Annotated in this window: 27 protein-coding genes, 2 tRNA genes and 1 riboswitch; of the genes, 17 read left to right on the forward strand and 12 right to left on the reverse strand. The window is 67.7% G+C overall.

Annotation, left to right across the window (positions count from 1 at the left end):
* Window positions 1-17: 17 nt before the first annotated feature.
* Together ABD989_RS13840 and ABD989_RS13845 are read left to right on the forward strand one after the other, a co-directional pair.
* Window positions 18-1,469 (forward strand): acyl-CoA carboxylase subunit beta, encoded by a 1,452-nt coding sequence (locus ABD989_RS13840; RefSeq protein ID WP_345313930.1) that lies wholly within the window; start codon window positions 18-20, stop codon window positions 1,467-1,469.
* Between the two features lie 243 nt (window positions 1,470-1,712).
* Entirely contained in the window at window positions 1,713-2,231 is a 519-nt protein-coding gene (locus ABD989_RS13845) for a DUF3145 domain-containing protein (RefSeq protein WP_345313931.1), read from the forward strand.
* Here ABD989_RS13845 and ABD989_RS13850 read toward each other — a convergent pair.
* Entirely contained in the window at window positions 2,216-2,575 is a 360-nt protein-coding gene (locus ABD989_RS13850) for a hypothetical protein (RefSeq protein WP_246991005.1), read from the reverse strand. The two genes, ABD989_RS13845 and ABD989_RS13850, sit on opposite strands and share 16 nt — an antisense overlap.
* A gap of 66 nt (window positions 2,576-2,641) precedes the next feature.
* Here ABD989_RS13850 and ABD989_RS13855 point away from each other — a divergent pair, with 66 nt between their 5' ends.
* On the forward strand, window positions 2,642-3,049 hold the full coding sequence (locus ABD989_RS13855) for a nuclear transport factor 2 family protein (RefSeq protein ID WP_345313932.1): 408 nt from the start codon (window positions 2,642-2,644) through the stop codon (window positions 3,047-3,049).
* An 84-nt stretch (window positions 3,050-3,133) separates the two neighbouring features.
* Here the strand turns inward: ABD989_RS13855 and ABD989_RS13860 are convergent, their stop codons facing one another.
* The 6 genes from ABD989_RS13860 to ABD989_RS13885 all read right to left on the reverse strand — a co-directional run bounded on the left by ABD989_RS13860 (window position 3,134) and on the right by ABD989_RS13885 (window position 10,191).
* Complete coding sequence (locus ABD989_RS13860) at window positions 3,134-4,204, reverse strand: hypothetical protein (protein ID WP_345313933.1); 1,071 nt, start codon at window positions 4,202-4,204, stop codon at window positions 3,134-3,136.
* A gap of 106 nt (window positions 4,205-4,310) precedes the next feature.
* The gene (locus ABD989_RS13865) at window positions 4,311-5,120 is read right to left on the reverse strand and encodes a serine hydrolase domain-containing protein (RefSeq protein WP_345313934.1); all 810 of its coding nucleotides are present in this window, start codon (window positions 5,118-5,120) and stop codon (window positions 4,311-4,313) included.
* A 102-nt stretch (window positions 5,121-5,222) separates the two neighbouring features.
* Window positions 5,223-6,182, reverse strand: coding sequence for a hypothetical protein (locus ABD989_RS13870; RefSeq protein ID WP_345313935.1), 960 nt, complete (start codon window positions 6,180-6,182; stop codon window positions 5,223-5,225).
* Between the two features lie 143 nt (window positions 6,183-6,325).
* Window positions 6,326-7,456, reverse strand: a complete 1,131-nt coding sequence (locus tag ABD989_RS13875) for an NDMA-dependent alcohol dehydrogenase (RefSeq protein WP_246991018.1) — start codon at window positions 7,454-7,456, stop codon at window positions 6,326-6,328.
* A 253-nt stretch (window positions 7,457-7,709) separates the two neighbouring features.
* A complete protein-coding gene (gene fadD5, locus ABD989_RS13880; RefSeq protein WP_345313936.1) occupies window positions 7,710-9,305 on the reverse strand; it encodes a fatty-acid--CoA ligase FadD5 in 1,596 nt (531 codons plus the stop codon).
* An 85-nt stretch (window positions 9,306-9,390) separates the two neighbouring features.
* Complete coding sequence (locus ABD989_RS13885) at window positions 9,391-10,191, reverse strand: enoyl-CoA hydratase-related protein (RefSeq protein ID WP_345313937.1); 801 nt, start codon at window positions 10,189-10,191, stop codon at window positions 9,391-9,393.
* A gap of 171 nt (window positions 10,192-10,362) precedes the next feature.
* On the opposite strand from ABD989_RS13885, the gene ABD989_RS13890 reads away from it, so the two are divergent.
* Window positions 10,363-11,559, forward strand: coding sequence for a TetR/AcrR family transcriptional regulator (locus ABD989_RS13890; protein ID WP_345313938.1), 1,197 nt, complete (start codon window positions 10,363-10,365; stop codon window positions 11,557-11,559).
* A gap of 5 nt (window positions 11,560-11,564) precedes the next feature.
* Here the strand turns inward: ABD989_RS13890 and ABD989_RS13895 are convergent, their stop codons facing one another.
* The gene (locus ABD989_RS13895; RefSeq protein WP_345313939.1) at window positions 11,565-12,275 is read right to left on the reverse strand and encodes a hypothetical protein; all 711 of its coding nucleotides are present in this window, start codon (window positions 12,273-12,275) and stop codon (window positions 11,565-11,567) included.
* Window positions 12,276-12,383: 108 nt separating this feature from the next.
* On the opposite strand from ABD989_RS13895, the gene ABD989_RS13900 reads away from it, so the two are divergent.
* From ABD989_RS13900 to ABD989_RS13920, 5 genes are all read left to right on the forward strand, one after another.
* On the forward strand, window positions 12,384-13,523 hold the full coding sequence (locus tag ABD989_RS13900; RefSeq protein ID WP_345313940.1) for an acyl-CoA dehydrogenase family protein: 1,140 nt from the start codon (window positions 12,384-12,386) through the stop codon (window positions 13,521-13,523).
* Window positions 13,513-14,205 carry a GntR family transcriptional regulator gene (locus tag ABD989_RS13905; protein WP_246991029.1) on the forward strand — a complete coding sequence of 231 codons (693 nt, stop codon included), beginning with the start codon at window positions 13,513-13,515 and terminating at the stop codon, window positions 14,203-14,205. Before ABD989_RS13900 ends, ABD989_RS13905 begins: the two co-directional genes overlap by 11 nt.
* An 83-nt stretch (window positions 14,206-14,288) precedes the next feature.
* A tRNA-Asn gene (locus ABD989_RS13910) sits at window positions 14,289-14,361 on the forward strand.
* Window positions 14,362-14,554: 193 nt separating this feature from the next.
* On the forward strand, window positions 14,555-14,692 hold the full coding sequence (locus ABD989_RS13915; protein WP_246991031.1) for a hypothetical protein: 138 nt from the start codon (window positions 14,555-14,557) through the stop codon (window positions 14,690-14,692).
* Entirely contained in the window at window positions 14,689-15,471 is a 783-nt protein-coding gene (locus tag ABD989_RS13920; RefSeq protein WP_345313941.1) for an ankyrin repeat domain-containing protein, read from the forward strand. The genes ABD989_RS13915 and ABD989_RS13920 overlap by 4 nt, the downstream gene beginning before the upstream one ends.
* Before the next feature lie 8 nt (window positions 15,472-15,479).
* Here ABD989_RS13920 and ABD989_RS13925 read toward each other — a convergent pair whose 3' ends face one another.
* Complete coding sequence (locus tag ABD989_RS13925; RefSeq protein WP_246991035.1) at window positions 15,480-16,046, reverse strand: MOSC domain-containing protein; 567 nt, start codon at window positions 16,044-16,046, stop codon at window positions 15,480-15,482.
* Between the two features lie 102 nt (window positions 16,047-16,148).
* On the opposite strand from ABD989_RS13925, the gene ABD989_RS13930 reads away from it, so the two are divergent.
* A complete protein-coding gene (locus ABD989_RS13930) occupies window positions 16,149-16,793 on the forward strand; it encodes a TetR/AcrR family transcriptional regulator (protein WP_246991037.1) in 645 nt (214 codons plus the stop codon).
* Window positions 16,790-18,475 carry an MDR family MFS transporter gene (locus ABD989_RS13935; protein WP_246991039.1) on the forward strand — a complete coding sequence of 562 codons (1,686 nt, stop codon included), beginning with the start codon at window positions 16,790-16,792 and terminating at the stop codon, window positions 18,473-18,475. The genes ABD989_RS13930 and ABD989_RS13935 overlap by 4 nt, the downstream gene beginning before the upstream one ends.
* 40 nt (window positions 18,476-18,515) lie before the next feature.
* Here the strand turns inward: ABD989_RS13935 and ABD989_RS13940 are convergent, their stop codons facing one another.
* Together ABD989_RS13940 and ABD989_RS13945 are read right to left on the reverse strand one after the other, a co-directional pair.
* On the reverse strand, window positions 18,516-19,412 hold the full coding sequence (locus ABD989_RS13940; RefSeq protein ID WP_345313942.1) for a VOC family protein: 897 nt from the start codon (window positions 19,410-19,412) through the stop codon (window positions 18,516-18,518).
* Window positions 19,413-19,503: 91 nt separating this feature from the next.
* The gene (locus ABD989_RS13945) at window positions 19,504-20,280 is read right to left on the reverse strand and encodes a 3-oxoacyl-ACP reductase (RefSeq protein WP_246991041.1); all 777 of its coding nucleotides are present in this window, start codon (window positions 20,278-20,280) and stop codon (window positions 19,504-19,506) included.
* A gap of 26 nt (window positions 20,281-20,306) precedes the next feature.
* Window positions 20,307-20,418, reverse strand: a riboswitch (TPP riboswitch).
* 344 nt (window positions 20,419-20,762) lie between these two features.
* On the opposite strand from ABD989_RS13945, the gene ABD989_RS13950 reads away from it, so the two are divergent.
* From ABD989_RS13950 to ABD989_RS13960, 3 genes are all read left to right on the forward strand, one after another.
* Complete coding sequence (locus tag ABD989_RS13950; protein WP_246991042.1) at window positions 20,763-20,984, forward strand: hypothetical protein; 222 nt, start codon at window positions 20,763-20,765, stop codon at window positions 20,982-20,984.
* A gap of 113 nt (window positions 20,985-21,097) precedes the next feature.
* Window positions 21,098-21,334 (forward strand): hypothetical protein, encoded by a 237-nt coding sequence (locus ABD989_RS13955; RefSeq protein WP_345313943.1) that lies wholly within the window; start codon window positions 21,098-21,100, stop codon window positions 21,332-21,334.
* Window positions 21,321-21,581 (forward strand): tyrosine-type recombinase/integrase, encoded by a 261-nt coding sequence (locus tag ABD989_RS13960; protein WP_345313944.1) that lies wholly within the window; start codon window positions 21,321-21,323, stop codon window positions 21,579-21,581. The genes ABD989_RS13955 and ABD989_RS13960 overlap by 14 nt, the downstream gene beginning before the upstream one ends.
* Window positions 21,582-21,652: 71 nt before the next feature.
* Here the strand turns inward: ABD989_RS13960 and ABD989_RS13965 are convergent.
* Window positions 21,653-21,726, reverse strand: a tRNA-Ile gene (locus tag ABD989_RS13965).
* Between the two features lie 160 nt (window positions 21,727-21,886).
* Between ABD989_RS13965 and ABD989_RS13970 the strand changes: the two genes are divergently transcribed.
* The 3 genes from ABD989_RS13970 to ABD989_RS13980 all read left to right on the forward strand — a co-directional run bounded on the left by ABD989_RS13970 (window position 21,887) and on the right by ABD989_RS13980 (window position 25,050).
* Window positions 21,887-22,741, forward strand: a complete 855-nt coding sequence (locus tag ABD989_RS13970; protein WP_246991046.1) for an AlbA family DNA-binding domain-containing protein — start codon at window positions 21,887-21,889, stop codon at window positions 22,739-22,741.
* A 16-nt stretch (window positions 22,742-22,757) separates the two neighbouring features.
* Window positions 22,758-23,234 carry a PGPGW domain-containing protein gene (locus tag ABD989_RS13975; protein ID WP_246991047.1) on the forward strand — a complete coding sequence of 159 codons (477 nt, stop codon included), beginning with the start codon at window positions 22,758-22,760 and terminating at the stop codon, window positions 23,232-23,234.
* A 145-nt stretch (window positions 23,235-23,379) separates the two neighbouring features.
* A complete protein-coding gene (locus tag ABD989_RS13980) occupies window positions 23,380-25,050 on the forward strand; it encodes an HNH endonuclease signature motif containing protein (RefSeq protein WP_246991049.1) in 1,671 nt (556 codons plus the stop codon).
* The last annotated feature ends 40 nt before the right edge of the window (window positions 25,051-25,090 follow it).

The raw sequence follows: 25,090 nt of genomic DNA on the forward strand, positions 1-25,090 counted from the left end.
CTCGCAAGGAGAACGCGATGACCGCTCTGGCTCCCATCCCCGGCCACGAGGAAGCAACCGATCCCCGAGATCCGCTGCTACGTCTGACCCAGTTCTTCGACGAGGGCACCGTCGCGCTCCTGCACCCCCGAGATCGCTCGGGGGTGCAGGCGGCGACCGGTCAGGTCGACGGTGTGCCCACCGTGGCGTACTGCACCGACGGCACCGTCATGGGCGGCGCCATGGGGGTGGAGGGCTGCGCGCACATCGTCGCCGCCATCGACACCGCGATCGACCTCGCGGCACCCGTCGTCGGCATCTGGCATTCCGGCGGCGCGCGGCTCGCCGAGGGCGTCGAAGCCCTTCATGCGGTTGGCCGCGTCTTCGAGGCCATGGTCCGCGCGTCCGGCGCGGTCCCCCAGATCTCCGTCGTCGTCGGCTTCGCGGCCGGCGGCGCCGCATACGGCCCGGCCCTCACCGACGTGGTGATCATGGCCCCCGAGGGCCGCGTCTTCGTCACCGGTCCGGACGTGGTCCGCAGCGTCACCGGCGAGGACGTCGACATGGAGTCGCTCGGCGGCCCCCACACGCACGGCCGCAAGTCCGGCGTCAGCCACATCACCGCCGCCTCCGAGGCCGACGCCTACTGGCGCGCCCGGCGGCTGGTCGCCACTTTCGTCCAGCCCGGTCACGTCGACCGGGCGCACGCCGAGGCCGGCGACACCGACCTCAAAGCCCTGCTCCCGGAATCGAATCGACGCGCCTACGACGTGCGCCCGGTGATCGAGGGACTGCTCGACACCCAGCTCGACGCCGCGGGCGCCACGCGCATCAGCACCTACGAGGAACTGCAGTCCAAGTGGGCGCCCAACATCTCCGTCGGCTTCGGTCGCCTCGCCGGACGCAGCGTCGGCGTCATCGCCAACAATCCCATCCGGATGGGCGGTTGCCTGAACTCCGAGGCCGCCGAGAAGGCCGCCCGATTCGTCCGTCTCTGCGACACCTTCGGCGTGCCCCTCATCGTCCTCACCGACGTCCCCGGCTACCTGCCGGGCGTGGACCAGGAATGGGGCGGGGTGGTTCGACGCGGCGCCAAACTGCTGCACGCGTTCGCCGACTGCTCGGTCCCCCGGGTCACCCTGGTGACCCGCAAGATCTACGGCGGCGCATACATCGCGATGAACGCCCGCGCGCTGGGCGCCACCGCTGTCTTCGCCTGGCCGGGTTCCGAGGTGGCCGTGATGGGCGCCAAGGCCGCCGTCGGGATTCTGCACCGCAAGACGCTCGCCGCCGCCGCCGAGCACGAGCGCGAGGCCCTGCATGACCGCCTGGCCGTCGAACACGAGCAGTTGGCCGGTGGAGTCGCGCGCGCCCAGGAGATCGGCGTGGTGGACGACATCATCGACCCGGCCACCACGCGCAGCCGCCTGGCCGAGGTCATCGCCACGACGCCTGTCCGGCGCGCCCGGTACAAGAACATCCCGCTCTGAGTCCCGCATCGGCCGTGACACCGATCGTCGTCGACCGTCAATCTCACCATGAATCACACCAGTCACATACGCCACTCAATTACCATCGGATGCGACACACCCGTCGCACGACACGCCGGTAATCTCGTCGCACCACTGGCGCAACACGCACCACTCAAGGCATAATTCACACCAGCAGATGTGCTATCCGGACCGACTAGGCGTTGGGGAAGACGTTCCTCGTCGAACCGGAGGTGAAACAACGTGCGCAACCTGAACCAGTTTGCGGACCTGACGAGCGGTGTGGTGTACATCCACGCCGCACCCGTCGCGCTGTGCCCGCATGTGGAGTGGGCACTGTCGTCGACGCTGAACGCCCGCGCGGACCTGAAGTGGTCCTCGCAGGCAGCCGAGGACGGCCGCATGCGTGCGACCGTCGACTGGGTCGGCCCCGTCGGCACTGGCGCACGCCTGACCAACGCCCTGCGCGAATGGTCCGGGCTGCTCTTCGAGGTCACCGAGAACCCGAGCGAGGGTGTCGACGGCGAACGCTTCGCCTACGCCCCCGGCCTCGGTCTGTGGCGCGGATCCACCAGCGCCAACGGCGACGTGATCCTCGGCGAGATGCAGCTGCGCACCATGCTCGACGCGCAGCCGGACAGCTTCGGGCTGGCCGGCGAACTGGAGTCGGCCCTGGGTACCGCCTGGGACGAGGCCCTCGAGCCCTACCGCATGGGCGGCGTGGGCGCCGAGGTCACCTGGTTGCGTCAGCGCGTCGGCTGACCCGAGTCCGCCCGTTCCACGCGGACGATGTGCGCGGCCCGGGCGTACACCGACTCGATGGTGAGCACCACCGCGCACCCCACCGCGATACTTCCGGGCACGAAGACCAGCAGGTCGTCGATCTGTTCCCAGGCCTTGGGGCTCCACAGCGCCACCCAGGTGAGGCACAGGGCGATCACCGTGGAGATCTCGCCGAGGAAGTTGATCACCACGAAGGCCACCGCGGCGCGGCGGTGTCGGCGCACCGCCTTGCGGGAGAAGTGGAAGTTGGCCGAGAAGGCCAGCAGGAGCACCGCGAACAGCGACAGCAGCAAACCAAGATCGTCTGCGGTCAGATCCCGCATGGCACGTCCCCTTTCGAACCCGACACTCGTCCGAGACGATAACCCACCCGATGAGGAGCATCCGTCATGTCGACCTTCCGCCACGCCATCGAAGCCCGGGACATGGACGCCGTGGACGCCCTGCTCGCCGAGAACGTCGTCTTCCGCAGCCCGGTGGCCTTCTCCCCCTACCCGGGCAAGGCGATCACCTCGGCGATCCTGCGCGCAGTGTCCGAGGTCTTCGAGGACTTCGTCTACGTCCGCGAGATCGCCGACCCCGAGGGCGGCCACGCCCTGATCTTCGAGGCGAAGGTCGACGGCCTGGCGATCACCGGCTGCGACTTCCTCACCTACGACGACGACGGCAAGATCGTCGACTTCATGGTGATGGTGCGACCGCTGCGCGCCGCCGAGGCCCTCGCCCGCGAGATGGGCGCACGTTTCGAGGCGATCCAGGCGCAGGCACTGTCGTACCTGGAGCGCCGGCAGCAGTAGCGGGAAGTCCCGGCCCGAGTACCACGAAACAACGAAACCCTGTCCCGGACAACGTGTCCGGGACAGGGTTTCGTCACCTCTCGCCTAGCGCGACAGTGGGTAGCGGAGGCGGGCGACGGCGACGTCGTTCCAGATCTCCGAGGTCACCTCACCGGCGCGGACCGGCACCACCCGGCCGCTGTTCTGCAGCACCACCACGGCGATCCGCGACATGAGATCGTAGCCGTCGTCGAGATAGGTCACCTCACCGGTCTCGTTGTCGAGGCGGCCCAGCGTGTCGACGGTGAAGTCGTACACCAGGGTGTCGACGGCGCCGGCGACCGCGGCCCGGGCGATGTCGCCGAGGTCCAGGGCCACGAGGCCCTTGCTGGTGCCGTCGGCGATGGTGTCCACCGTCTCCGTGCTGCGTCGGGCGTTGATCTCGGTCAGGCCGGCGCGGATGGCCGCGTCCACCTGATCGGCACGCAGGTCATCGGGGCTGCCCGGGATCAGCACCACTTCGCGGCGACCGTGGAAGTTCTCGCGGAACATGCCCTCCAGCGGGTCGGTGGCGAACAGGAACAGCGGACGCTCACCGCTGGGGTCGGCGTTGGTCAGCATCGACTCCACCTTGGCGGCCACGCGCTTGGCATACGCTTCCAGCGCCTGGGTGCGGTCGTCGCCGTGCGCACGGGGATCGACGATGTTCTCGTCCACCTTGAGCTCGTGCGCTTCGGTGGTGCCCGATGCGGACCACACGTGCCATTCGCTGGCCGACAGGGTCACGGCGAAGGCGCGCTGCGGGTTGGCCACGGAGCGGACGATCTGCCCGAGGTCCCAGTACTTGCCGACCTGCACCTGGTGCTCCAGGTTATTCGGCAGCACGAAGATCTCGGCGCCGTCGGCGGTGGCGAAGACCGCCAGCGACCGCGACAGCACGTCCCAGCAGTCGTCGGCGAGAATCGCCTCGGTGATCGCGTGGAAGGTCTCTTCGATCGCGTGGTCGGCACCGCCCTCGCGCAGCGTGCGGATCGCGCCGTCCATCGAACTCTTCAGCGTGGTGCGAGCCACCTCGTAGTCGGCAGCGGTCGCCGGCAGGTAGACCGTGACCGCGTTCTCCTTCGGTGCGCCCATGTCGAGCAGCTCTGCGGTGGTCGGAAACTCATAGCGGGCCAAAGGAATGCCTCCTCTTTGCAGTTTCGACGCAGATCGAGGCGCCGAGACGGCGGCTGCACCGGATTCGGCGCTCTTCCACCGACACCCCCATTTTAGCTGATCACGGTTACCGCAATTCCGTCAGGATGCCCTGATTGAAGTTGCCCCACAACGGCTTCGCCCACGCCCCGAAAGGCTGATCGGTGAGCACCACCGCGGCGGTGTTGCGCACCGGATCCACCCAGAGGAACGTCCCCGCCTGACCGAAGTGGCCGAAGGTCGACGGCGAGTGATCCGGCGCCGTCCAATGGGGATTCTTGTCCCCCTTGAGCTCCGGGCCCAGGCCCCAGTCGTTGGGCGCAAACTTGCCGTAGCCGGGCACGAAGCCGGCCAGTCCGGGAAACTGCACCGATCGCGAGGCTTCCGCGGTCTGCGCCGAAAGAAGTTGCGGGGCAAGCAGATCCGCGGCGAACCGGGCGAGATCGGCGACGGTCGACGACGCGCCGTGCCCAGCCGGTCCGAGGAGCGCCGTACGCGTCATGCCCAACGGCTCGGTGATCGCTTCCCGCAGGTAGTCGGCGAAGGCGATCCCGGTCTCGCCTTCAACGATTTCGGCGAGCAGCTCGTAGCCGGCCGACGAGTAGATCCGCTGCGTGCCGGGCGCCGCCTTCACGTCGCGGCTGTCGAAGGCCAGACCCGAGGCGTGCGCCAGCAGGTGCGCCACGGTGGCACCGGGCGGCCCGGCCGGGTCGTCGAGCTCGACTGCCCCCTCCTCCACCGCGACCAGGACCGCCTGTGCCACAAGGAGTTTGGTGACCGACGCCAGCGGGTACACCCGATCGACGTCGCCAAAGGTCGCCGGGGCGCGGCCGGGCGCCAGGACCGCGGCGGACACGTTCTCCACCGGCCAGTCGGCCAGTTGCTGCAGTGCTTCCACGCCCCGCACCCTACCGGCGGCACACGGCCGCCGGTACGGGCCTCGCGGCGTGGAGGTCCAGCCGGTGGAGATCCGGCGGGTGAAGGTCCAGCGGATAGAGGTCTAGCGCGCGGAGGTCGCCGGAGTCCGCGTGGCCGGCGTCGTCGTGGCCGGGGCGGTCTCGTTCGGGGCGGTCTCGTTCGGGGCCGGGGTCGGCTCCTCGTCGATCACCTCGGGCGCCACCTCGAGCTCGCCGGACTGCTCGATCACCTGGCCCTCGTCGAGGGTGCGGCTCACGTCGTCGACGTTGCCGAGGACCCGGTCCACGTCGGCGGTGGTGTAGCCGCAGTTCTTGGTGGCCTCGGAGACCCACTTCTTGGTCAGGCGCGGAATCCCGGCCTCGTGGGCCGCGGTCACGGTGCCGTTCTGAATGTCCTTGGAGCGGCTCAGGTCCGGGACCTCGGCGCACACGTGGAAGGCCGAACCGTTCTTGGTCCAGAAGACCTTGTCCTCGCCGGTCAGTTCCTTCACCACGTTGGTCTCGACGCTGTACTGCTCCACCGACGGAGCGTCCTTGTCGAAGGAGAACACGCCGACCAAGACGGCCACGGCGATGGCGACGGTGCCGAGGATGCCCTTCTGCTTCCCGTCCATGTTCTTGTCCAAGAAGATCAGCACGATCAGCGGCAGGAACGCCAGGATCGTCATGATGACGCCCAGCTGGTTCTGCACGAAGAACCGGACCTTGTCCTTCTCCGAGGCCGGGTCGTACCGGTTGGCCTTCTTCCAGAGCAGCGATCCGCCGAGGGTCAGCACCGCGATACCGATGATCAACCCGATGATCAGCCAGGTGTTGACCGGCTTGTCCGGCAGCAGTGCCCAGACGATGGTGAAGATCTCCAGCCCGATGGCCACGATCCACAGGACCATCGCGACGATGCGCAGCTTCAGCGCCGTCGACTTCGCTTCCGGCGACGCGTGGAACGAGCCACCCTTGGTGGTGTTCTGTTCGGCCACCTCGGCGCCGCGCTCGGCGCGCGACTTCGACGACTTGCTACTGCGGGGCTTCTTGCTCTCGGCCATCGTTCCTCCAGATCGGGGCAATCGCGATCACTGTAATGCGCTCTCGTGCAAGCAGAACCACCGGACAGCGAAATGTCGTGGGAGCGGACGATTCCACTCCCACGACATTTCGGTGGTGTCACCGCGCCGGGGCGCGGCGTCGATCAGTGATCTTCGTCGGTGTACCGGATCACGCCGCGGATGTTGCGGCCCTCGAGCATGTCCGTGTAGCCCTCGTTGATCTGGTCGAGGCGGTACTCGCGGGTGATCATGTCGGCGATGTTCAGCTTGCCGATCTTGTACATCGACAGCAGGTTCGGGATGTCCAGCTTCGGGTTGGCGCCGCCGAAGATGGAGCCCTGCAGGTTCTTCTGCAGCAGGGTCAGCATCGACAGGTTCAGGGTGACCGAGTTGTCCATCATGTTGCCCATGCCGGTCACCACGCAGGTGCCGTTCTTGGCGGTGATGCTCAGCCAGGTGTCGACGTCCTTGCCGAAGACCTCGCCGACGGTGACGATGACCTTCTGGCACATGCCCCACTCGGTGGCGTTGCCGATCTCGTTCATCGCCTCGTCGATCGACGCGAAGACGTGGGTGGCACCGAACTTGAGGGCCTGCTCGCGCTTCCACTCCACCGGGTCGATGGCGAAGATGTTGCGGGCACCGGCGATCTTGGCGCCCTGCAGTGCCGCGGTGCCGACGCCGCCGACACCGATGATGGCGACGTCCTCGCCCGGGCGGACGTCGCCGCTGCGGGTGGAGCTGCCGTAGCCGGTCGGGATGCCGCAGCCGCACAGCGCGGCGACCTCGAACGGGATGTCCTTGTCGATCTTCACGGCCGACGCCTCGTGCACCACCATGTACGGCGAGAAGGTGCCCAGCAGAGTCATCGGGTAGACCGGCTCGCCGTCGGCGGTGTGGATGCGGAAGGTGTGGTCGGAGACTGCTTCACCCTGCAGGAGCATGGCGCCGAAGTCGCACAGGTTCGCGACGCCGGCCTTGCACGATTTGCACTTGCCGCACGACGGGATGAACGACAGGACCACGTGGTCGCCGACCTCGAAGTCGGTGACGCCCTCGCCGATCTCCTCCACCACGCCGGCGCCTTCGTGGCCGCCGAGGATCGGGAAGCCGGCCATCGGGATGCCGCCGGTCATCAGGTGATGGTCGGAGTGGCACATGCCCGCCGCTTCCATCCGGATCTTGATCTCATGGGCCTTGGGATCACCGATCTCGATCTCTTCGATCTTCCACGGCGTGTTGAGCTCCCGGAGGATTGCACCCTTAGTCTTCAAAATTCCCAACCTCACTCGAGTTGCACACCGCCGACTCCGGCGGCTCGGACATGACGCGCGGTGGCCCCGCACTCTGTCAGTGACAGTAGTCACCCGACGCCAAAATTGAAACACGTTACAGTTACCCGCGAGTCACTCCCCCTCACCCCCTCCGCCGACGACGCTGCCGTCTGCTCCAGTCGCATAGTGACTGGAGCAGACGGCAGCGTAGATCGGGAGGGGTCGGGTGGGACGAGTCGGGGCGGGCGGGTGGCTAGCGGACCAGGCCGGCGTCCTTGCCGCCGTAGGCGGCGCGCAACGTCGGCTTGACCACCTTGCCGCCGGCGTTGCGCGGCAGTTCGTCGACGACCACGACGTCCTTCGGGTGCTTGAAGCGGGCCAGGTTGTCGTTGAGGTAGGGCTCGAGCTCCTCTAGCGTCAGCTCGTCGACGCCCTCGGCCAGAACGACGACGGCCACCGGGACCTCGCCCCACTTCTCGTGCGGACGGCCGATGATCGCGGCTTCCAGAATCTTCGGGTGGCTGAACAGCACGTTCTCCACCTCCGAGCAGTAGATGTTCTCGCCGCCGGAGATGATCATGTCCTTGGCGCGGTCCACCACGTAGAGGAAGCCCTCCTCGTCCTGGCGCACCAGGTCGCCGGAGTGGAACCAGCCGTCCCGGAAGGCCTCGGCGGTACCCTCCGGGTTCTGCCAGTAGCCGACCATCATGGTGGGGCCGCGGTAGACGATCTCGCCGACTTCACCGGGCGCCACGTCCTCCCCGAGCGGATCGACGATGCGCGCGGTCACCGCGGGCACCACCTTGCCGATGGACCCGATCTTGCGCAGCGCGTCCTTACCGTCGAGCACGCAGGTGACCGGTGACATCTCGGTCTGCCCGAAGACCGCGACGTTCATCGCGTCCGGGAAGGTCTCGTTCATCGCGGTCAGCACCGAGTCCGACGCCGGGGCCGCGCCCCACGAGATCACCCGCAGCTTCAGGTCGCGCGGCCGCGCCTGCTGCGCGGCGCAGACGGCCTGCCACTGCGCGGGCACGAGGAAGATGCTGGTGGTGCCCTCGGCTTCGAGCATGTCGAGCATCTCGTTCGGGTCGAAGGCGCCGAGCGGGTGAATCAGGCTCTGCGCCCCCATGTAGATCAGCGAGGTCATCGCGCCCAGACCCGCGATGTGGAACATCGGGGCCACGCAGGAGCCGATGTCGTCGGTCTTGGTGTCCAGGGCCTGCAGCAACGTCGCACCCTGCGACTGCAGATTCTGGTGGGTCAGCATGGCGCCCTTGGGCTTACCGGTGGTGCCCGAGGTGTACATGATCAGCGCGACGGTGTCTTCCGAAACGTCCAGCTCCGGCAGGTCCGAGCCGTCCTCGGCCACGAGCTCTTCGTAGCGCAGGTGCGCCTCGCTGTCGGTGTCGCCGACCACGATCACGTTCTCGATGCCCGTCATTCCGGCCACTGCGTCGGCCAGCGGCGCGAGGAGCGATTCGGTGACGATCATCGTCGAACCCGAGTCCTGCACGATGAAGCCGATCTCCGGCGGCGCCATCCGGATGTTCACCGGCACCGGGATCGCGCCGAGCAGGTTGGCAGCGAAGACCAGCTCCACGTATTCCGAGCGGTTGAGCATCAGGACCAGGATGCGGTCGCCGAAGCCCACGCCGCGGCGACGCAGGGCCGCCGCCAGACGGTGGGTGCGCGCATCCAGCTCGGACCAGGTGGTCACCTCACCCATGAACTTGAGGGCAGGTTTGTCCGGCGTCATCTGCGCGTGGCGACGGCACTGGTTGTTCCAGTGGTTGCGGCGCGAACGCGTCGGTTCGGTATTCAGGTCGATGCCGAGGGCGTTGGTCACGGGGTCTCCTTGATCGGATGTGCAGTGCACGGTCGGGGAATCGGGTCGTCGGGTGTGAACAGTGGTCGGGTCAGCCGTGTGGGCGTCAGCGGCCGGCCGCGGCGAAGGCGGCGATCGCGGCTTGGAACTGGGGGGATTGCAGCAGTCGGGTCTGGCCGGCGATCTCCCGATCGATGGCGCCGTCGTACTGCGGGAGCGTCGCGGCGTCGAGGGCGGCCTTGGTCAGCGCCAGCGCTTCCGGCGACGACGCGCACAGCTTGGCGGTCACCCGAGCGACGACGGCATCCAGACCTTCCGCCTCCTCGATGACGCCGTTGATCAGTCCGACCTCGAAAGCTTCGGTGGCACAGAGCTTCTCGCCGAGCAGCGCCATCGAGTTGGCCCGCGCGCGGCCGAGAGAAGCGGCGAAGGTCGCGGTGGCGGCACCGTCGGGCATGAGCCCGATCCGGACGAACGTCAACAGGAAGTAGCTGCGCGCACTCGCGTAGATCAGATCGGCGGCCACCGCGAGCGAGGCGCCGATCCCCACCGCGGGACCGTCGATCGCCGCGATCACCGGCATCGGCAGCGCGCGGACGGCGCCCACCAAACGGGAACCGTTCTCGATGATGGCCCGCGAATCGGCCTCGTCGAAACCGCCCTTGGCGGACGCAGCGGAGGCCATGCCCGCTACATCAGCGCCGGCACAGAAGGCACCGCCGCGACCGGAGATCACCACCGCCCGCACTCGCGGATCGGCGCGCCATGCATCGCACAGGGCGATGATCCGCCCGGATGCGGCGCCGTCGAGCGCGTTGAGCACCTCCGGGCGGTCGATCTCCAGCCAGGCCACCCCCGCCTCGTCGATCCCGCCCCAGATTCCATCCGCGTACTCGAGCTGCGTCATCGTTTCCTTCTCGCCGGACTTGTCGTTGCCGCACACCATAACACCGCTTGTGATCCAACTCATGAGAATAGCGATTCACTTATTTTTGCCGATAGGGTCGCTGTCCAGGTCTTTCACTCTGGATCACTGAACGTATATCTGAGCTTGCGCCTTCGGCTAACATGGCCTTCCATGTCCCCGACGCCACCTCGGGCACCCGCGCCCACCGGCCGGGTCCGACCGCCAGATCGCCGCGAGCACATCGTCGCCGCGGCGACGATCAGCTTCAGCGAACACGGCTTTCACGGCGCCAAGCTCGCCGAGATCGCCGAGATCGCGGGAGTCTCCGCGCCCGCGCTGTACCGCCACTTCGCCAACAAGGCCGATCTCCTCGGCGCGGTGACCCGGGACATGAGCACCCGGGTGCACGCGGCGCTGGCTGCGGTACCAACCCAACCGGAGGCGCCGGACGCCGAGTTGGCGGCGGTGATCGACGCGTACCTGACCGGCGTGCTGGCTCATCGACGCCACAGCGACGTCTACCGCTGGGAGTGGCAGAGCTTGAGCGACGAGGATCGCGCGTTCGCCCGCGACCTACGGCGCGCATCCCACCGTCGGACGCGCGACCTCATCGGGCGGATGCGTCCAGAGCTGACCAAGAACCAGACCGACACCCTGACCGATGCGATCTACGCCATCGCCTCGAGCCCCGCCAACCACCGAGCCACGCTGCCGCGCAAGGTGATCGGGCCCCTCATCCGGAACGCGGCGCTGGCCGCGGCGCACGCCGAACTACCGGACACACCGTCGACGCCGACACCGGCCGCGGGCCTGCTTCCCACCGGACGCCGGGAGAACATCCTGACCGAGTCGGTGCTGTTGTTCGCCGAGCGCGGTTTCCACGACGTCACCATCGACGACATCGGCGCCGCCGTGGGGCTGCCGCCATCGGGCGTCTACCGCCACTTCCCGTCCAAGCAGGCGATCCTGGTCGCCGCCCTGCAGCGCACGTCCGAGCGCACCACGTCAGCGATCACCGCCGGCCTCGCGCAGAGCGACGGGCCCGACGAAGCGGTGGTGCGACTCGCCGAGCAGTACGCGCGTCTGTGCGTCGCCGAGCCGGCGATCGTCACCGCCTATCGGCGCTGTTTCGGCGCCCTCGGCGAGGAGCAACGCGCCGCGCTGCGTCGCCAGCAGCGCATCAACGTCGACGAGTGGTCCACCTGGTTGCTCGCCGCCCGCCCTGAACTCCCGCCCAATGCCGCGCGGTTCCTGGTGCACGCCGCGCTCGACGTCATCACCGATCTGACCTGCCACACGCATCCGACCGACGCCGCCACCGCGACCGCCGTGGCCCTCGCGGTACTGCAGCAGACGCCGCTCGCCTAGCGGCGTCAGAGCGTGACGAGATCCGACAGCAGCCAGTGGTCACCGTCACGCTGCAGGGTCACGCGCACACGCGTCTGATACGCGAGGCCGTCCTCCCCCGCGCTCGGCAGGTCCGGCGAGGTGATCTTCTGATTCAAGGCCACCAGCACCACGGCTTTCTCGTCGTCGATCGACTCCAGACCGGCCGAGACACCGGTGCCGACCGACGCCGCCTTGGCCTCGTCGGTGCCGCGTCGTGCGTCCTGGGACGACGCGATGTATCGGTCGGCGAACTCCGGCGTGGAGATCTCCCGAATCCGTCGATCCAAGTCGGCGAACTCGCCGGGCGCGTAGGTCACCACGAGCGCCGCATACTCTCGCGCGTCGGTGAGTGCCTGCGTCCCGATGTCCGTGCCGGGTCCGTCCCCCTCGTCGGCGGTCGCGACGAAGTAGCTCAGCACGCCCACCGCGATCAGCAGGGCCGCCACCAATGCCGACAAGGCGATCACCACTGCGCGCCCGCCGGAACCGCCGTCCGGCGCGACCACCTTCCCCGGCACCCGGGACTGGTCGGCGACCAGCTCCTCACGAGTCCTGCGGTTCTCGGCCAGGAGGTCCTCGCGTTCGGCTGCGGTCAACGTGCTCGCCCGGCGCACGGCCGGCTCCCCCGCGTCGGTTGACGCGTCCGCAGCAGCGGCCTCGACGGGAACGGCGTCGGGATCAGAACTCGAAGACATGGCGCCCAATGTATCGGCCATCGGACTCGGATCCGCGGAACCCTTGCGCCTGGGTCAGATATTAAATATATGTTGTACGACAACATCGTCCCATCTCGAGGAGCTCCCATGGTCGTCTTCACCCCGGAACAGTCCGACTTTGCCAAGTCCGTCGCCGACTTCTGCAAACGCGAGACCGGCACCCGCGAACAGCGCAACAAGTGGACCAACAACGGTGACGAGAACCATTCGCAGGAGCTCTACGGCAAGATGGCCGAACTCGGTTGGGCCGGCATCAACGTGGCCGAGGAGTTCGGCGGCGCCGGCGCGGGCAACGTCGAGCTCTGCATCTTCCTCGAGGAGTCAGTGCGCGGCCAGGCCCCGATCGGCGGCATCGGCCCCACCCTGATCACGGCCGCCGCGTACGAGAAGTTCGCCGACGACGCTCTCAAGCGCGAGGTACTGGCGGGCGTCGTCGCCGGCGACGCACTGTCGATCTCGATGTCCGAGCCCGAAGCCGGATCCGACGTCGGCGCCCTCACCTGCCGCGCGGAGAAGGTCGACGGCGGCTGGAAGATCAACGGCCAGAAGACCTGGTGCTCCAACGCCCACTTCGCCAAGTCGATCCTGCTGATCGCTCGCACCGACAGCTCCGGCGGCAAGCACGAGGGCCTTACGCAGTTCCACATCCCGGCCGGTACCGACGGCCTGAAGATCAATCAGATCGACACCCTCGGCGGCCGCGAGGTGAACGACCTGTACTTCACCGACTGCTTCGTCCCCGACGCCGCGGTGGTCGGCACGGTCGGAAACGGCTGGACCCAGCTGATGGCCGGCCTCAACACCGAGCGCCTGATCCTGGCCGCCATGCAGCTGGGCCTGGCCGAGCGGTCGTTCGACGACACACTCACGTTCATCAAGGAACGCAAGCAGTTCGGTCGCCCGATCGGCAGCTTCCAGGCGCTGCGCCACCGCATGGCCGACCACGCCACCGAGATCGCCGCCACCAAGGAACTGGTCTACGCCGTCGCGCAGGCCGCCGACGCCAACCCGGGCAAGATGATGCCGCGCGAGGCATCGATGGTGAAGCTCAAGGCCACCGAGGTGTCCAAGGCGATGACGATCGACGGCATGCAGATGATGGGCGGCTACGGTTACGCCAAGGAGTTCGACGCCGAGCGGCTGATGCGCGGCGCGATAATCTCCACCGTCTTCGGCGGCACCAACGAGATCCAGCGCGACATCATCGGAAAGACCTATGGCCTCTAATTCCACGCCACTCGGACTGCGGCGACGCCCGCAACTGTCCGAGGAGGTCGCGTCCATCCTGCGGCACAAGATCATGAAGGCCGAGCTCCTGCCCGGCACACCGATCCGGATGGACGAGACCGCCGTGGAACTCGGCGTCAGTGTCACACCCGTGCGCGAAGCACTGCTGATGCTGCGCGGCGAGGGGATGGTCGACAGCGCACCGCACCGCGGATACGTGGTCGCCGACCTCTCGCGCACTGACGTCGAGGACATCTTCTGGCTGCAGGGCGAAGCCGCGGCCAAGATCGCGCGACGCACCGCCGGCATGATCGGCGACGAGGACATCGACGTCCTCGTCGCCGCCGTCGACCGCCTACGCGAGGCCGTCGTCTCCGGCGATGCGACGGCGGTCGCGGAGACCGAGTTCGACTTCCACCGCGCGCACAACCGGATCAGCGCGAGCAGCAAGTTGGCCTGGTTCCTGCGTTCGGCGACGCGCTACACGCCGTACCAGATGTACGCGGCCGACCCCGGCTGGGGCGCTGCGACGCTGGACAGTCACCGTCGACTGATCGAGGCCTATCGGGCCCGGGATCCCAAAGCGGCGGAGGCGGCGATCCGCCTGCAGTTCGCCGACGGCGCCCAACGGCTGCTGGAGCATCTGAACTCCACCGACATCTGGACACATAAGAAGCCCTGACCAGTCGTTTTGTGACTATCCGAACGATGGGATAAAGTCTGTTCTCGGTTCGGAAAGAGGTTCTCCTCAGCCCGGGCAAGCAATCCCCCATAGCTCAATTGGCAGAGCAGCCGACTGTTAATCGGCAGGTTATTGGTTCGAGTCCAATTGGGGGAGCAAAAAGACCGCCTGCACGCAGGCGGTCTTTTGCTTTTACGTTTGTCGCGAATACGCCAGGCTGTCGGCGGTCACCCCTACGGTGTCCACGAGACACTGAGCAAAGGAGCCCATCTGTGACGTCATCCGACCCACGCCACATGGGCAGCATTCTGGTGCACGAGCCCCTCAGCGGCCGGGTCGGTCGCGGCTGATGACCTTCACACCCAGCCTTTCCGCCAAAGAGGGCCTCGATCATCTCGCCAAGGTCCGTGCCGTCGCCATCGAGATCGCGACGTACGAGGGACCGACCCATCTCACCAAGGCGTTCTCGCTGCGTGCGAGCAGTTGACGAGCCCCACCGTGCGCACCATCACCGAACGGACCGCCCTCGTCGCCACGACCGCTGTCGCGATCCTCGCGCTGACCGCGTGCGGTGCCGACGTCGGGTCCGGAGCCTCCGCCACACCGACCCAGGGCGCGGTCGGTCCGCCGTCGACCTCACAGTTCTCCCCCACGCCTCGCCCGACGAACCCGGACCGCAGCGGCGACTTGCAGGCCGCAGCGGCGGCCGACGATGCCACCCGAGTGCGCGACCTGATCCGGCGCGGTGCGGTGATCGAGGCCCGAGACGCGCAGGGCCGAACGCCGCTGGTGACCGCCACCAAGAACCGCGCCGTCGAGTCCGCGCGCGCACTGATCGAGGCGGGCGCGGATGTGAACAGCAAGGACGACCTGCAGGATTCGGCCTACCTGTACGCCGGCGCCGAGGGATACGACCAGATCCTGCGCATGACCCTCGATCACGGCGCCGACCTGGCCAGCGTGAATCGATTCGGCGGCACCGCGCTGATCCCGGCAGCCGAGCACGGATCGGTCTCGACGGTCCGCATGCTGATCGACGCCGGGGTCGACGTGAATCACGTCAACACCCCGGGCTGGACGGCATTGCAGGAGGCCGTCGTCTACGGCGACGGTTCGCAGCGATACCTGGATACCGTCACCGCACTGCTGGAGGCAGGCGCCGATCCGAACATCCGTGACGCCGCAGGTCGCACCGCGCTGGAGAACGCAGAGCGCGTGGGCCAGTCGTCGATGGCCGCGACCCTTCGCGGCCACCGACCGAACTAGTCGGGGAGCTAGCTGCGCCGGGCGAAGACGTCGCCGATCGTCGGCGATGACGACGGGGACGAGAGGACGACGATCGGATCGCCGGCTTCCACCGCGCCCCGGGTTACGACGCGGAGATAGAGCCCCGGCCGACCCGCCTGCATGAACCGCCTCACCCAGCCGCGCTCCTCCTCCCCACCGACGCGGCGAGCGAAGGTCTGGCACGGAATGCGCGGCGAGGTCACCTCCACCACGAGCTTCTCCCCGATCTGCCACTGCTCCCCCACGCCAGCACCGGTCAGGTCGACGCCCTCCACCCGCAGATTCTCGCCGTACCAGCCGGCCGGCGTCGGGCGCCCCAACTCGTTCTCCCAGTAGTCGGCATCCTCGGCCGCATAAGCGTAAATCGCCTGGTCCAGGCCACCGTGATACTTGCGGTCGGCTTGCACGTCGGCATACAGCCCGTACGGGCCCACGGAAACGGGACCCTCGACCGGCCGCTTGTCGATCGCCGTGACGCCGACCTTTCCCGGGTCGGGCAGCAGCTGATGAACGACGCAGACGTCGAGCACGCGGGCAGACTTGTCGAACTTCATCCGTTCATCCTGCCCGACTCCCCACTCCGCTGCGTCACGCTGCGGCAGTGCCGTTCGGCACCACCGTTTGACAGAAACTTGCACTGGTGCAAGAATGCACTGGTGCAAGAATCTGCCGAAGTCGCCACCGTCGGTGTCCGCGATCGCAAGCGCGCGGAGACCTTCCGTCGCATCCACGAGGCGGCGGTGGAGCTGACTCTGCGCGACGGTCTGGCCACCGCCACCGTCACCGACATCGCCGAGCGCGCGGGGATCTCCCGACGCACGTTCTTCAACTACTTCCCGTGCAAGGAAGACGCGGTTCTCGGACTGTCCGAACCGCAGATCCCGGCCCATGCCATCGAGGCCTTCCTGCATCCGGCGTTGCCTCCCTCGGACGGCGACACTCCGGGCAAGGAACGCTTCCGACAGGCACTCGAACTGACGGTGACGACCATGGCCTCCCTCGGCTCGTCCGCGAGCCCCCAGGTGCACGCCATCGCCGCCGCCAACAGCGAACTGTTCGACCGCGTGCGCGAGCACCGCGACGCCACCCAGGAACTGCTGGTCAACGTGCTCACCGAACGGATCTCCGAGGAGAACCGGTCCGAGAACACCGCCGACAGCGCCCGTGCCCTGCTCCTCTTGGCCGGCGCCGTTCTCCGCTTCGCCCACGCCGACAACCCCGGCATTCTCGAAAACCCAGACCCCGCCGCGATCAAGAAGGCCATCTCGACCTTCATCGAAGCGTTGAAGGACATTCCATGACACGAACCCCCACCGCTGCGGCGACGACCGAAGAGAAGTCGCCCGACCGCAGCATTCTGTTCCTCTTCATCGGCCTGATGGTCACGATGCTCCTCGCATCGCTGAACCAGACCGTGCTGTCCACGGCGCTGCCGACCATCGTCGGCGAACTCGACGGCGTCGACCAGATGACCTGGGTCATCACCGGTTACATCCTCGCGAGCACCGTCGTGATGCCGGTGTACGGCCGCATCAGCGACCTACTGGGCCGCAAGCCGGTCCTCCTGGTCGCGATCGGGCTGTTCATCCTCGGCTCCATCGTCGGCGGCCTCGCCCAGAACATCGACGTGCTCATCGCTGCGCGCGTGCTGCAGGGTATCGGCGGCGGCGGATTGATGATCCTGTCGCAGGCTGCCATCGCCGACGTCGTGCCGGCCCGCGAGCGCGGCCGCTACATGGGCGTGATGGGTGCCGTGTTCGCCGTGTCCTCCGTCGCCGGACCGCTGCTGGGCGGCTGGCTCACCGAAGGTCCCGGCTGGCGCTGGGCGTTCTGGCTGAACATCCCCTTGGGCATTCTCGCCATCGCCGCATGCACCGTGTTCCTGAAGCTACCGAAGAAGGACGTTGCCGAGCGTCCGAAGCTCGACTACCTCGGCATGGCCCTGATCGCTGCAGCGACCACCGCCCTGGTGCTCGTCGTGACCTGGGGTGGCACCACCTACGACTGGGCGTCAGCGCAGATCATCGGCCTGATCATCGCCACCGTCGTTCTCGCCGTACTGTTCTGCCTCGCCGAGATGCGCGCCGAGCACCCGGTGATCCCGATGGCGCTGTTCTCTGATCGCAACTTCGTGCTGACGACCATCGCCGGCCTCATGATCGGTGTGGCGATGTTCGGCGCACTGGGCTACATGCCGACGTACATCCAGATGGTCACTGGCGTCAGCGCCACCGTCGCCGGCCTGTTGATGATCCCGATGATGGGTGGCCTCCTGGTCGCCTCGGTGGCGTCCGGCCAGGTGGTCAGCCGCACCGGCAAGTACAAGCTGTTCCCGATCGCCGGTTCGATCCTGATCGGCATCGGCATGGGCCTGCTGTCCACGCTGACGGTCGAGAATCCGACGTGGCTGATGTGCACGTACCTCGCCGTCTTGGGCGTCGGCATCGGTCTGGCCATGCAGTTGCTGACCCTGATCGTGCAGAACTCGTTCCCCGGCGCGATCGTCGGCACGGCGACGGCCGCGGCCAACTACTTCCGCCAGGTGGGCGCCACCCTCGGTTCGGCTGTGGTCGGTTCGATCTTCGCCTCGCGCCTGATCGGGATCCTCACCGACAAGCTCGCCAGCAGCGGCGCCGATCTCGGTGCCGCCGGCGCGGCCAGCAGCGACGACTTCCGCAAGCACCTCACGCCGGCCGGCGTGAACAGCCTGCCCGATCAGCTGCGCGATCCGATCATCCACGCCTACAACGAGGCCCTGCTGCCGATCTTCCTGTTCCTGGTTCCGCTGGCGGCGATCGCCCTGATCGCCCTGCTCTTCATCGAGCCGAAGCCGCTGGCGACGTCGGTCGCCGAGGAGATCGCGGCCGAGTCGTTGGCCGAAGGACAGCTTCTGGAGCGGGTCGACGACTCCGCCGGGATCAGCGCCTTCGACAGCCTGCCCGATCCGGAGTCCGAGGAAGGCGCGCCAGCCAGCCGCGTCTGACCAGACGATGCACACCGAATCGACTTCCCCGGCTGAGCGATCAGTCGGGGAAGTCGGCTATCACGATCTTCTTCATGCCCATCATCGCGGTGTAGGCCTCCGGAGTGACCATGGCCGATTCGAGGTCGGCGGGCACCACCTGCCAGCTCACCCCGAACCGATCGGCGCACCAGCCGCACTGCTCGGCCTCCGGCACCGCCGACAGCGACTCCCAATAGCGATCGATCTCGGCCTGGTCGGCGCAATTCACCTGGAGGGAGACTCCGCAGGTGAACGAGAAGTCGTGCGGCAGCGCCGAATCCATCGCCGCCAGCCATTCTCCGGAGAGGGTGAAGTCGGCGTACCTCACCGAACCCGCCGACACCGGCCCCTCCGCGCTCTCATAGTCCACGCGAACACCGACCTCGGCGTCGTCGAACAGCCAGGTGTACAGCGCTATCGCCGGGCCGGCCTGATTCTGGGCGGCACCGCCGAACAGCAGCAACGGCATCACGAAGGGTCGCGGCGGCGAGCCGTCCGGGGATTCGAACACCTGCCACCCGACGCCGTACCGGTCACGCACCCAGCCGTAGCGGGGACTGAAGGGATACTCCCCCAGTTCCATGAGGACCTCGCCGCCGTCGGACAGCCCGGCCCACACCCGATCGAGGGCGACGACGGCGTCCGGATCCTGCGCTGGATCGAAGCTCAGCATCAGGCTGATCGACGGGTTGGGCGGAAACTCCGGACCGGCATTGATCAGGACCACCTGGTAGTCGCCGATCAGCACCTCGACGGTGAGCGGCTTGCCGGCCATCTCCTGCTGAAACTCCGGTAGGCCGTCGCTCGGATAGCGCGCCTGCACGCGACCGGTGGTGTTCGGCAGGACCGACGCGTAGAACGCCGCCACCTCTTCCGCGTTCCCGTCGCACCAGATGTTCGGAACGATCTTCTGCATGGCGACCTCCCACGTCGGCGCCTGGAGAATGGCTTACCTCTCCATCCTGCGCGCCGACGCGGGCAGCGTCCAGGGGGCGCGAGGCCTCTCGCTAACCCTTGACCAGTCCCCCGTCGACGATCAGGTTCTGTCCGGTCACCCCGCGGGCCCACGGGGACGCGAAGAACAGCACCGCGTCGGCGAGTTGCTCCGGCGTGGTCACCGCGCCCAACGGCGTGGCCGCGGCGATGGCGTCGAACACCTCCGGCGGCGTCGCCGCGGAGGCGTCGGTGGTCTGCAACAGTCCCCCGGAAACCATGTTCACGGTGATACCGCGGGGTCCGAGGTCATCGGCGAAGGTGCGGGTCAGCGACAGCAGCGCTGCCTTGGCGGCCGTGTAGTCGTGATACGGGACCACCGGATGCTGGAACAGGTTGGTACCAATGTTGATCACTCGCCCGAAACCGGCCTCGGCCATGCCGGGCAGTGCCGCCTGAATGAGGTTCAGCGGCCCCTGCACGGAGCCCTCGAACTGTGCGGCCAAGTCGCGGTAGCCGATCTCGCCGGCCTGAGCCCGCGCGTCTCCGTTGAAGGCGAAGTCGATCAGCGCATTGTTCACCACGGTGGTGACCGGAGCACCGAAGGCCTCCTGCGCCGCAGCGATCACCGCGTCGACCCGGGCCCGGTCCCGCACGTCACCGGCCACCGCGACTGCGCGAGGGCCGAACTCAGCGGCCAGTGCGTGCGCCGCAGCGCCGGAGGAGTGGTAGTTGATCGCCACGCGGGCACCCTGCCCGAGGAAGGCGCGCGAGATGGCGGCGCCGAGGCCGCGTGCGCCGCCGCTCACGACGACGACCTGGTCATCGAGACCACGAAGTGCAGTTGTCATGCCGAATGTCCTTTTCGAGGATCGGCGAAGGGCTGATCTGACATCCCTTCGCCAGTGCTAACTGGATCAGGTTCGACGGGTGTCATCTCAGCCGCAGGATTCCGGGTCGGAGTAGGTGCGGCACCCCGTGTCGGAAGCCATCCCACCACGGCCGGGGACACAAGACAAGGCGCCGCGGCACCAACCCGGATGCGACAGCGACGGCGGACTGCACGGTGGGGCCACCGGGGCTCGAACCCGGGACCAGCAGATTATGAGTACCAGAATCACTGTCTCCCGTTGGCCATCGCGGTCTATCGGCGCTGGTCAGCGCAGCAGAGAACAACCAGAGACAGCCCGAGATGTGACAAGCCCGTGACAACGTGACACGACGCCCGCACACCAGCGCCCCCGAATCCTCACTGGAGCGGGGGCGCTGGTGCACCGGATCGCCCTCGACAATGGCTGTCTCGCACGGGCGCGCTCGCGCTAGGGTCGGAAACATGCGAGTACTGACCGAGGACTTCCTATTCGAGCGCCAGAAAGCGCACTCGGCGATCTACGACGACTTCATCGACAGGTACGGCGAGGACTGGAACGACGAGCAGGAGGCAGAGTTCCGCGCCGCGGCGCAGGCGAGCGTTGCCGAATGGAAGATCAAGGCCGCGGACCTACTGGACAAGCTCTATGTGCCAGATCCGGCGGCCGCCGACACCTCGGAGTAAGGACGAGTCACCCGCGCAGCAGCAGAACCGCGGCCGTCATACCGTCGACGTAGACGCGGCCCTCAGCGGCGATGGCCAGCTCGCGCGGGCGCGCTCGCGCTAGGGTCGGAAGCATGCGCCTACTCACGCACGGGTTCATCGTCGAGCGCTCGAAGGCGCAGGCGGCGATCTACGACGGATTCATCGACCGGTACGGCGAGGCCTGGACCGACGAGCAGGAGGCAGAGTTCCGAGAGGCGACTCGGGCAAGCATTGCCGAATGGGATGCCAAGGCAGCGGACCTACTAGACAAGCTCTACGGGCCAGATCCGGCCGTACTACGGGGGCGGCGAGTACGTGGCGAGCGATGAGGCGGGCCACCCCTACGCTCCGACCTGGGTCACCGCCCACTGGGCCAAGCTCCTCAGCGAACTGGCCATTGAGCATGTCCGCCTCCACGACGCCCGCCACAATTGTGGCAGCTTGATGCACGCTCGGGGCGTGCCCCCTGTCGCCATCGCGGCATGGCTCGGCCATCACGACCCCGCTTTCACCTTGCGGACGTACGTCCACGCGCAGAGCGACGCACTCAAGGTCGCCGGGCAGACTTTCCGGTGAGTTGTGACAGTCTGTGACAACGCTCGGCGGTCTGGTGCTGGCAAGACCCACTCTGGCCAGACCTGTAAAGGTGGGGCGACCGGGGCTCGAACCCGGGACCAGCGGATTATGAGTCCGCGGCTCTAACCAACTGAGCTATCGCCCCCGAGACCCGCAAGCGGGCCGATCCGAAGCCTAGTCGACCGCCTCGGCGCTCCTCCGCGTCGGTGTGCACCGTGTCGGCGGCGGCGAAGACCCACCGACACCCCCGCCGGCGGAACCATCGCCCTGCACTGACCGTCAACGGGCCCGGTAGATTGGCGGTAATGACGACGATCAAAGAGCCGTTGTGGATCATCGGCCTCAGTTTGCTGGCGGTGCTCCTGGCGGCACTCGTCCTGAGCAAGTTGGCTCAGGTGCTTCTCGGCAGTCGAGCCGATCTGCGCTCGTCCACCGGAATTGTCGTCGCCATCATCGGGTCCGCTGTCGGACTGCTGATCGTCGGCGCTGGCACCTCGGCCACCCGCCTGGTCTCGCCGATCCCCATCCTGGCGTGCCTGATCGGCTCGATCGCCGCGATCGGCCTCTACAGCGCCCTCGCCGCCCGACTCCAACGACCGGTACCGACGAGCATTCCGGACCTGCTGGCCGCCGGAGAATCAGACCGGGTGGAGTTCAAGTCCACCGCGCGCGTCAACCTCAAGACCGGGGAGAAGGATCCCCGCATGGAGTTAGTGATCGTCAAAACCCTTGCGGCATTTCTGAATTCCGACGGCGGCACCCTGATCATCGGGGCCGACGACGCCGGAAATCCGCTCGGGCTCGACGCGGACTACCAGACCCTGCGCACGTCCGACGCCGACCGCTACGAACTCTGGATGAACGACCTGGTGGCCGCCGGACTCGGCCAGAACGCCGCCGCGAGCGCCGACATCGCCATCGAATCGCTCCCCACCGCCGACGGGCCCCGCGAGGTCTGCCGGATCAGCGTCACAGCGTCGCCGCGTCCGGTGTACCTCGCGCCGTCCAAGAATGCCCCGCGCGAATTCTGGGTGCGGATCGGCAACTCGACCCGCCAACTCGCCGTGGACCAGGCGGCCGAGTACATCATGCATCGTTGGCCGATGAACGTCGGCCCCAACCTGGCCGCGCAGTTGCGCGCTACCGTCCGTTTCACCTGACGAAAGCGACTCCCGCATGCCCGCCGAACCGAGCCCCGATGGCGACGCAACCGACGTCCCCGAGTCACCCGACGCCGGCGACTCGTCCCCGGGCTACGTCAAGCGCCTCGGCATCCGCTATCAGCACATCCGACACAACCACCCGCTCGGACATCTGCTTCGGTACGTCACGATCACGGTGGGTGTTCTCGTCACCGCCGTCGGTGCCGTCACCATCCCCTATCCCGGCCCGGGGTGGGCCATCGTCTTCCTCGGTCTGCTGATCCTGTCGCAGGAACTCGAATGGGCCGCGAAACTGCGGCACACAGTCATGGGCCTGCTGAACGACGTCTACCGGAAGTACATCGACGGCAACCTCCTGGCACAGGCCCTGCTTGCGATCGGCACGTGCGCAATCGTGCTCGCCACACTCTGGGTCACCGGCGGACTCGCCCTGTTCGCCGGCTGGGTCGGCATCGAATGGGCCTGGCTCGCCTCGCCGTTCTTCGGCTGACACACCTCCGCTACCGCCGGTCCTGCCTACCACTCTCGCAACAACGGGGTGAATGCATCTCCTCGCTTCGAACATATATGTGAGAAATCTATTGCTTTACTCACTTTTCGGCGTACAGTGGAGAGTGAAAGTAGCGACAACTGTCTTGACCTGCGAAAAGGAGGTGATCGACGTGCACGACGCGAACTTCGACGCCGCCGCCCTGCTGGCCGACTTGCACGACGATCAGCTCCTCGCCGTCCAGGAAGCCGCAGAGAATCGCCTGCAGCAGAGCGCCTTGGCAGCCCACCGCGAGGGCGTCCTCATCGACCTACTCGAGGCTCGGGAGCGCACCCGCCGCAAGGGCGAGATCTTCGACACCGCCCTCTACGTGGAGATCTCCGACCGCAGCGCCTACCGGGTGGCCGGGTCGACGTCCATGTACGACCTCTACGCCGAGGGCCTGCGCCTCGGAGTCGGCGAAGCACGGCGCCGTTCCTCGTCGGCCAAGGCGGTCGGCCGTTTCACCTCGATGACCGGCGAGCGCCTGCAGCCGCGCCTCGTCGAGACGGCCGCCGCACTGGCCGCGGGCCAGATCGGCCGCGAACACGTGACCGTGATCGAGCAAGTGATGGACCGCATCCCGAGTTCGGTGAGCCACGAGGACCGTGTCCGCGCCGAAGCCTCACTGGCCGAGGCCGCCCGCCGCCTCGATCCGCAGGGCGTCATCACCGTCGGCAACCGACTGCTGGCCTATCTCGATCCGGACGGCGCCCTCACCGACGATCGAGAACGCAAGCGCCAACGGATGTTCGTGCTGCAGCCGCAGGACCGGCAGCTGATGAGCAAGGTCCGCGCCATGCTGACCCCGGCCCTCCGCGCCGACCTCGAGGTAGTCCTCACGCAGTGGGCCGCGCCCGGAATGAACAACCCCGACGATCCCGACTCCCCGAGCGGCGCCGCCGACCAACCCGGACTGGATCCCACCCGGCTCGCCGCCGCTGCGGCGCGCGACGATCGCCTCTTCGGCCAACGCCAGCACGACGCCCTGCGCGCCCTCTGCCGGTGGGCGATGGCGCTGGCCGGTCAGCCTGCCCCCGAGCGCATCCCGTCGCAGGTGGTGATCACCGTGTCCGACGAGGACTTGGCCCGACAGTCCGGTGTTGCACTCACCGCGACCGGCACCCGGCTGCCGGTCACCGATCTGGTGGAGTATGCCGCGCACGCCGTTCCGTATCTGGAAGTGTTCGCCGGCGCCACGTCCCAGGTGCTCTACCTCGGGCGCGGCAATCGCTTCGCGTCCCTGGCCCAGCGGCTGGCGCTGTTCGGCCGGGACCGAGGCTGCACCGGCCCCGGCTGCACGGTCCCGTTCCACCGCACCGAGATCCACCACATGCCCGACTGGGCCGAGGGCGGCGTCACCGACATCGACCATCTGGGCGGCGCCTGCGGCCGCCACAATCGATGGAGCGGCCGACACCGCGGCCAGTGGGAGAACACCGTGCTGCCCGCCCAGTCGGCGGCAGGCGCCGCTGCCACCGATGCCGGGCGCGTCGGCTGGCGACCGGCCGGGCGCGAGGGCCCCTGGCAGATCAATCCCGTCTTCCACCCGGAGAAACTCGCCCCGCACCACCAGGTTCCGGGTGCGCACAACCGACTCGATGAGTCCGATGACGACGGCCTCGCCGAACCGACGACGCGACCGCTGGAACGGCCCCGCCCGTCGCCGCTGCGGATCGTCGATCTGACCGACATTCCGCCGCCCGATCCGGATCAGGACGCGTCGGCCCACGAATCGGGCGCCGAGGCGATCCTGGACCTACTGCTGACAGCCTGACCGGCACTGCCGGTCGGGCCGTCAGTCATGTCCGGGGTAC

This window comes from Gordonia alkaliphila, from assembly GCF_039542465.1.
In the GTDB taxonomy this organism is placed as follows: domain Bacteria; phylum Actinomycetota; class Actinomycetes; order Mycobacteriales; family Mycobacteriaceae; genus Gordonia; species Gordonia alkaliphila.

Excerpts from the sequence above, each read along its gene's own strand:
- ABD989_RS13840 (WP_345313930.1), top strand. The coding sequence starts at position 18 with ATGACCGCTCTGGCTCCCATCCCCGGCCACGAGGAAGCAACCGATCCC.
- ABD989_RS13850 (WP_246991005.1), bottom strand. The coding sequence starts at position 2,575 with ATGCGGGATCTGACCGCAGACGATCTTGGTTTGCTGCTGTCGCTGTTC.
- ABD989_RS13855 (WP_345313932.1), top strand. The coding sequence starts at position 2,642 with ATGTCGACCTTCCGCCACGCCATCGAAGCCCGGGACATGGACGCCGTG.
- ABD989_RS13870 (WP_345313935.1), bottom strand. The coding sequence starts at position 6,182 with ATGGCCGAGAGCAAGAAGCCCCGCAGTAGCAAGTCGTCGAAGTCGCGC.
- ABD989_RS13885 (WP_345313937.1), bottom strand. The coding sequence starts at position 10,191 with ATGACGCAGCTCGAGTACGCGGATGGAATCTGGGGCGGGATCGACGAG.
- ABD989_RS13890 (WP_345313938.1), top strand. The coding sequence starts at position 10,363 with ATGTCCCCGACGCCACCTCGGGCACCCGCGCCCACCGGCCGGGTCCGA.
- ABD989_RS13895 (WP_345313939.1), bottom strand. The coding sequence starts at position 12,275 with ATGTCTTCGAGTTCTGATCCCGACGCCGTTCCCGTCGAGGCCGCTGCT.
- ABD989_RS13900 (WP_345313940.1), top strand. The coding sequence starts at position 12,384 with ATGGTCGTCTTCACCCCGGAACAGTCCGACTTTGCCAAGTCCGTCGCC.
- ABD989_RS13905 (WP_246991029.1), top strand. The coding sequence starts at position 13,513 with ATGGCCTCTAATTCCACGCCACTCGGACTGCGGCGACGCCCGCAACTG.
- ABD989_RS13915 (WP_246991031.1), top strand. The coding sequence starts at position 14,555 with ATGACCTTCACACCCAGCCTTTCCGCCAAAGAGGGCCTCGATCATCTC.
- ABD989_RS13925 (WP_246991035.1), bottom strand. The coding sequence starts at position 16,046 with ATGAAGTTCGACAAGTCTGCCCGCGTGCTCGACGTCTGCGTCGTTCAT.
- ABD989_RS13935 (WP_246991039.1), top strand. The coding sequence starts at position 16,790 with ATGACACGAACCCCCACCGCTGCGGCGACGACCGAAGAGAAGTCGCCC.
- ABD989_RS13940 (WP_345313942.1), bottom strand. The coding sequence starts at position 19,412 with ATGCAGAAGATCGTTCCGAACATCTGGTGCGACGGGAACGCGGAAGAG.
- ABD989_RS13945 (WP_246991041.1), bottom strand. The coding sequence starts at position 20,280 with ATGACAACTGCACTTCGTGGTCTCGATGACCAGGTCGTCGTCGTGAGC.
- ABD989_RS13950 (WP_246991042.1), top strand. The coding sequence starts at position 20,763 with ATGCGAGTACTGACCGAGGACTTCCTATTCGAGCGCCAGAAAGCGCAC.
- ABD989_RS13955 (WP_345313943.1), top strand. The coding sequence starts at position 21,098 with ATGCGCCTACTCACGCACGGGTTCATCGTCGAGCGCTCGAAGGCGCAG.
- ABD989_RS13970 (WP_246991046.1), top strand. The coding sequence starts at position 21,887 with ATGACGACGATCAAAGAGCCGTTGTGGATCATCGGCCTCAGTTTGCTG.
- ABD989_RS13975 (WP_246991047.1), top strand. The coding sequence starts at position 22,758 with ATGCCCGCCGAACCGAGCCCCGATGGCGACGCAACCGACGTCCCCGAG.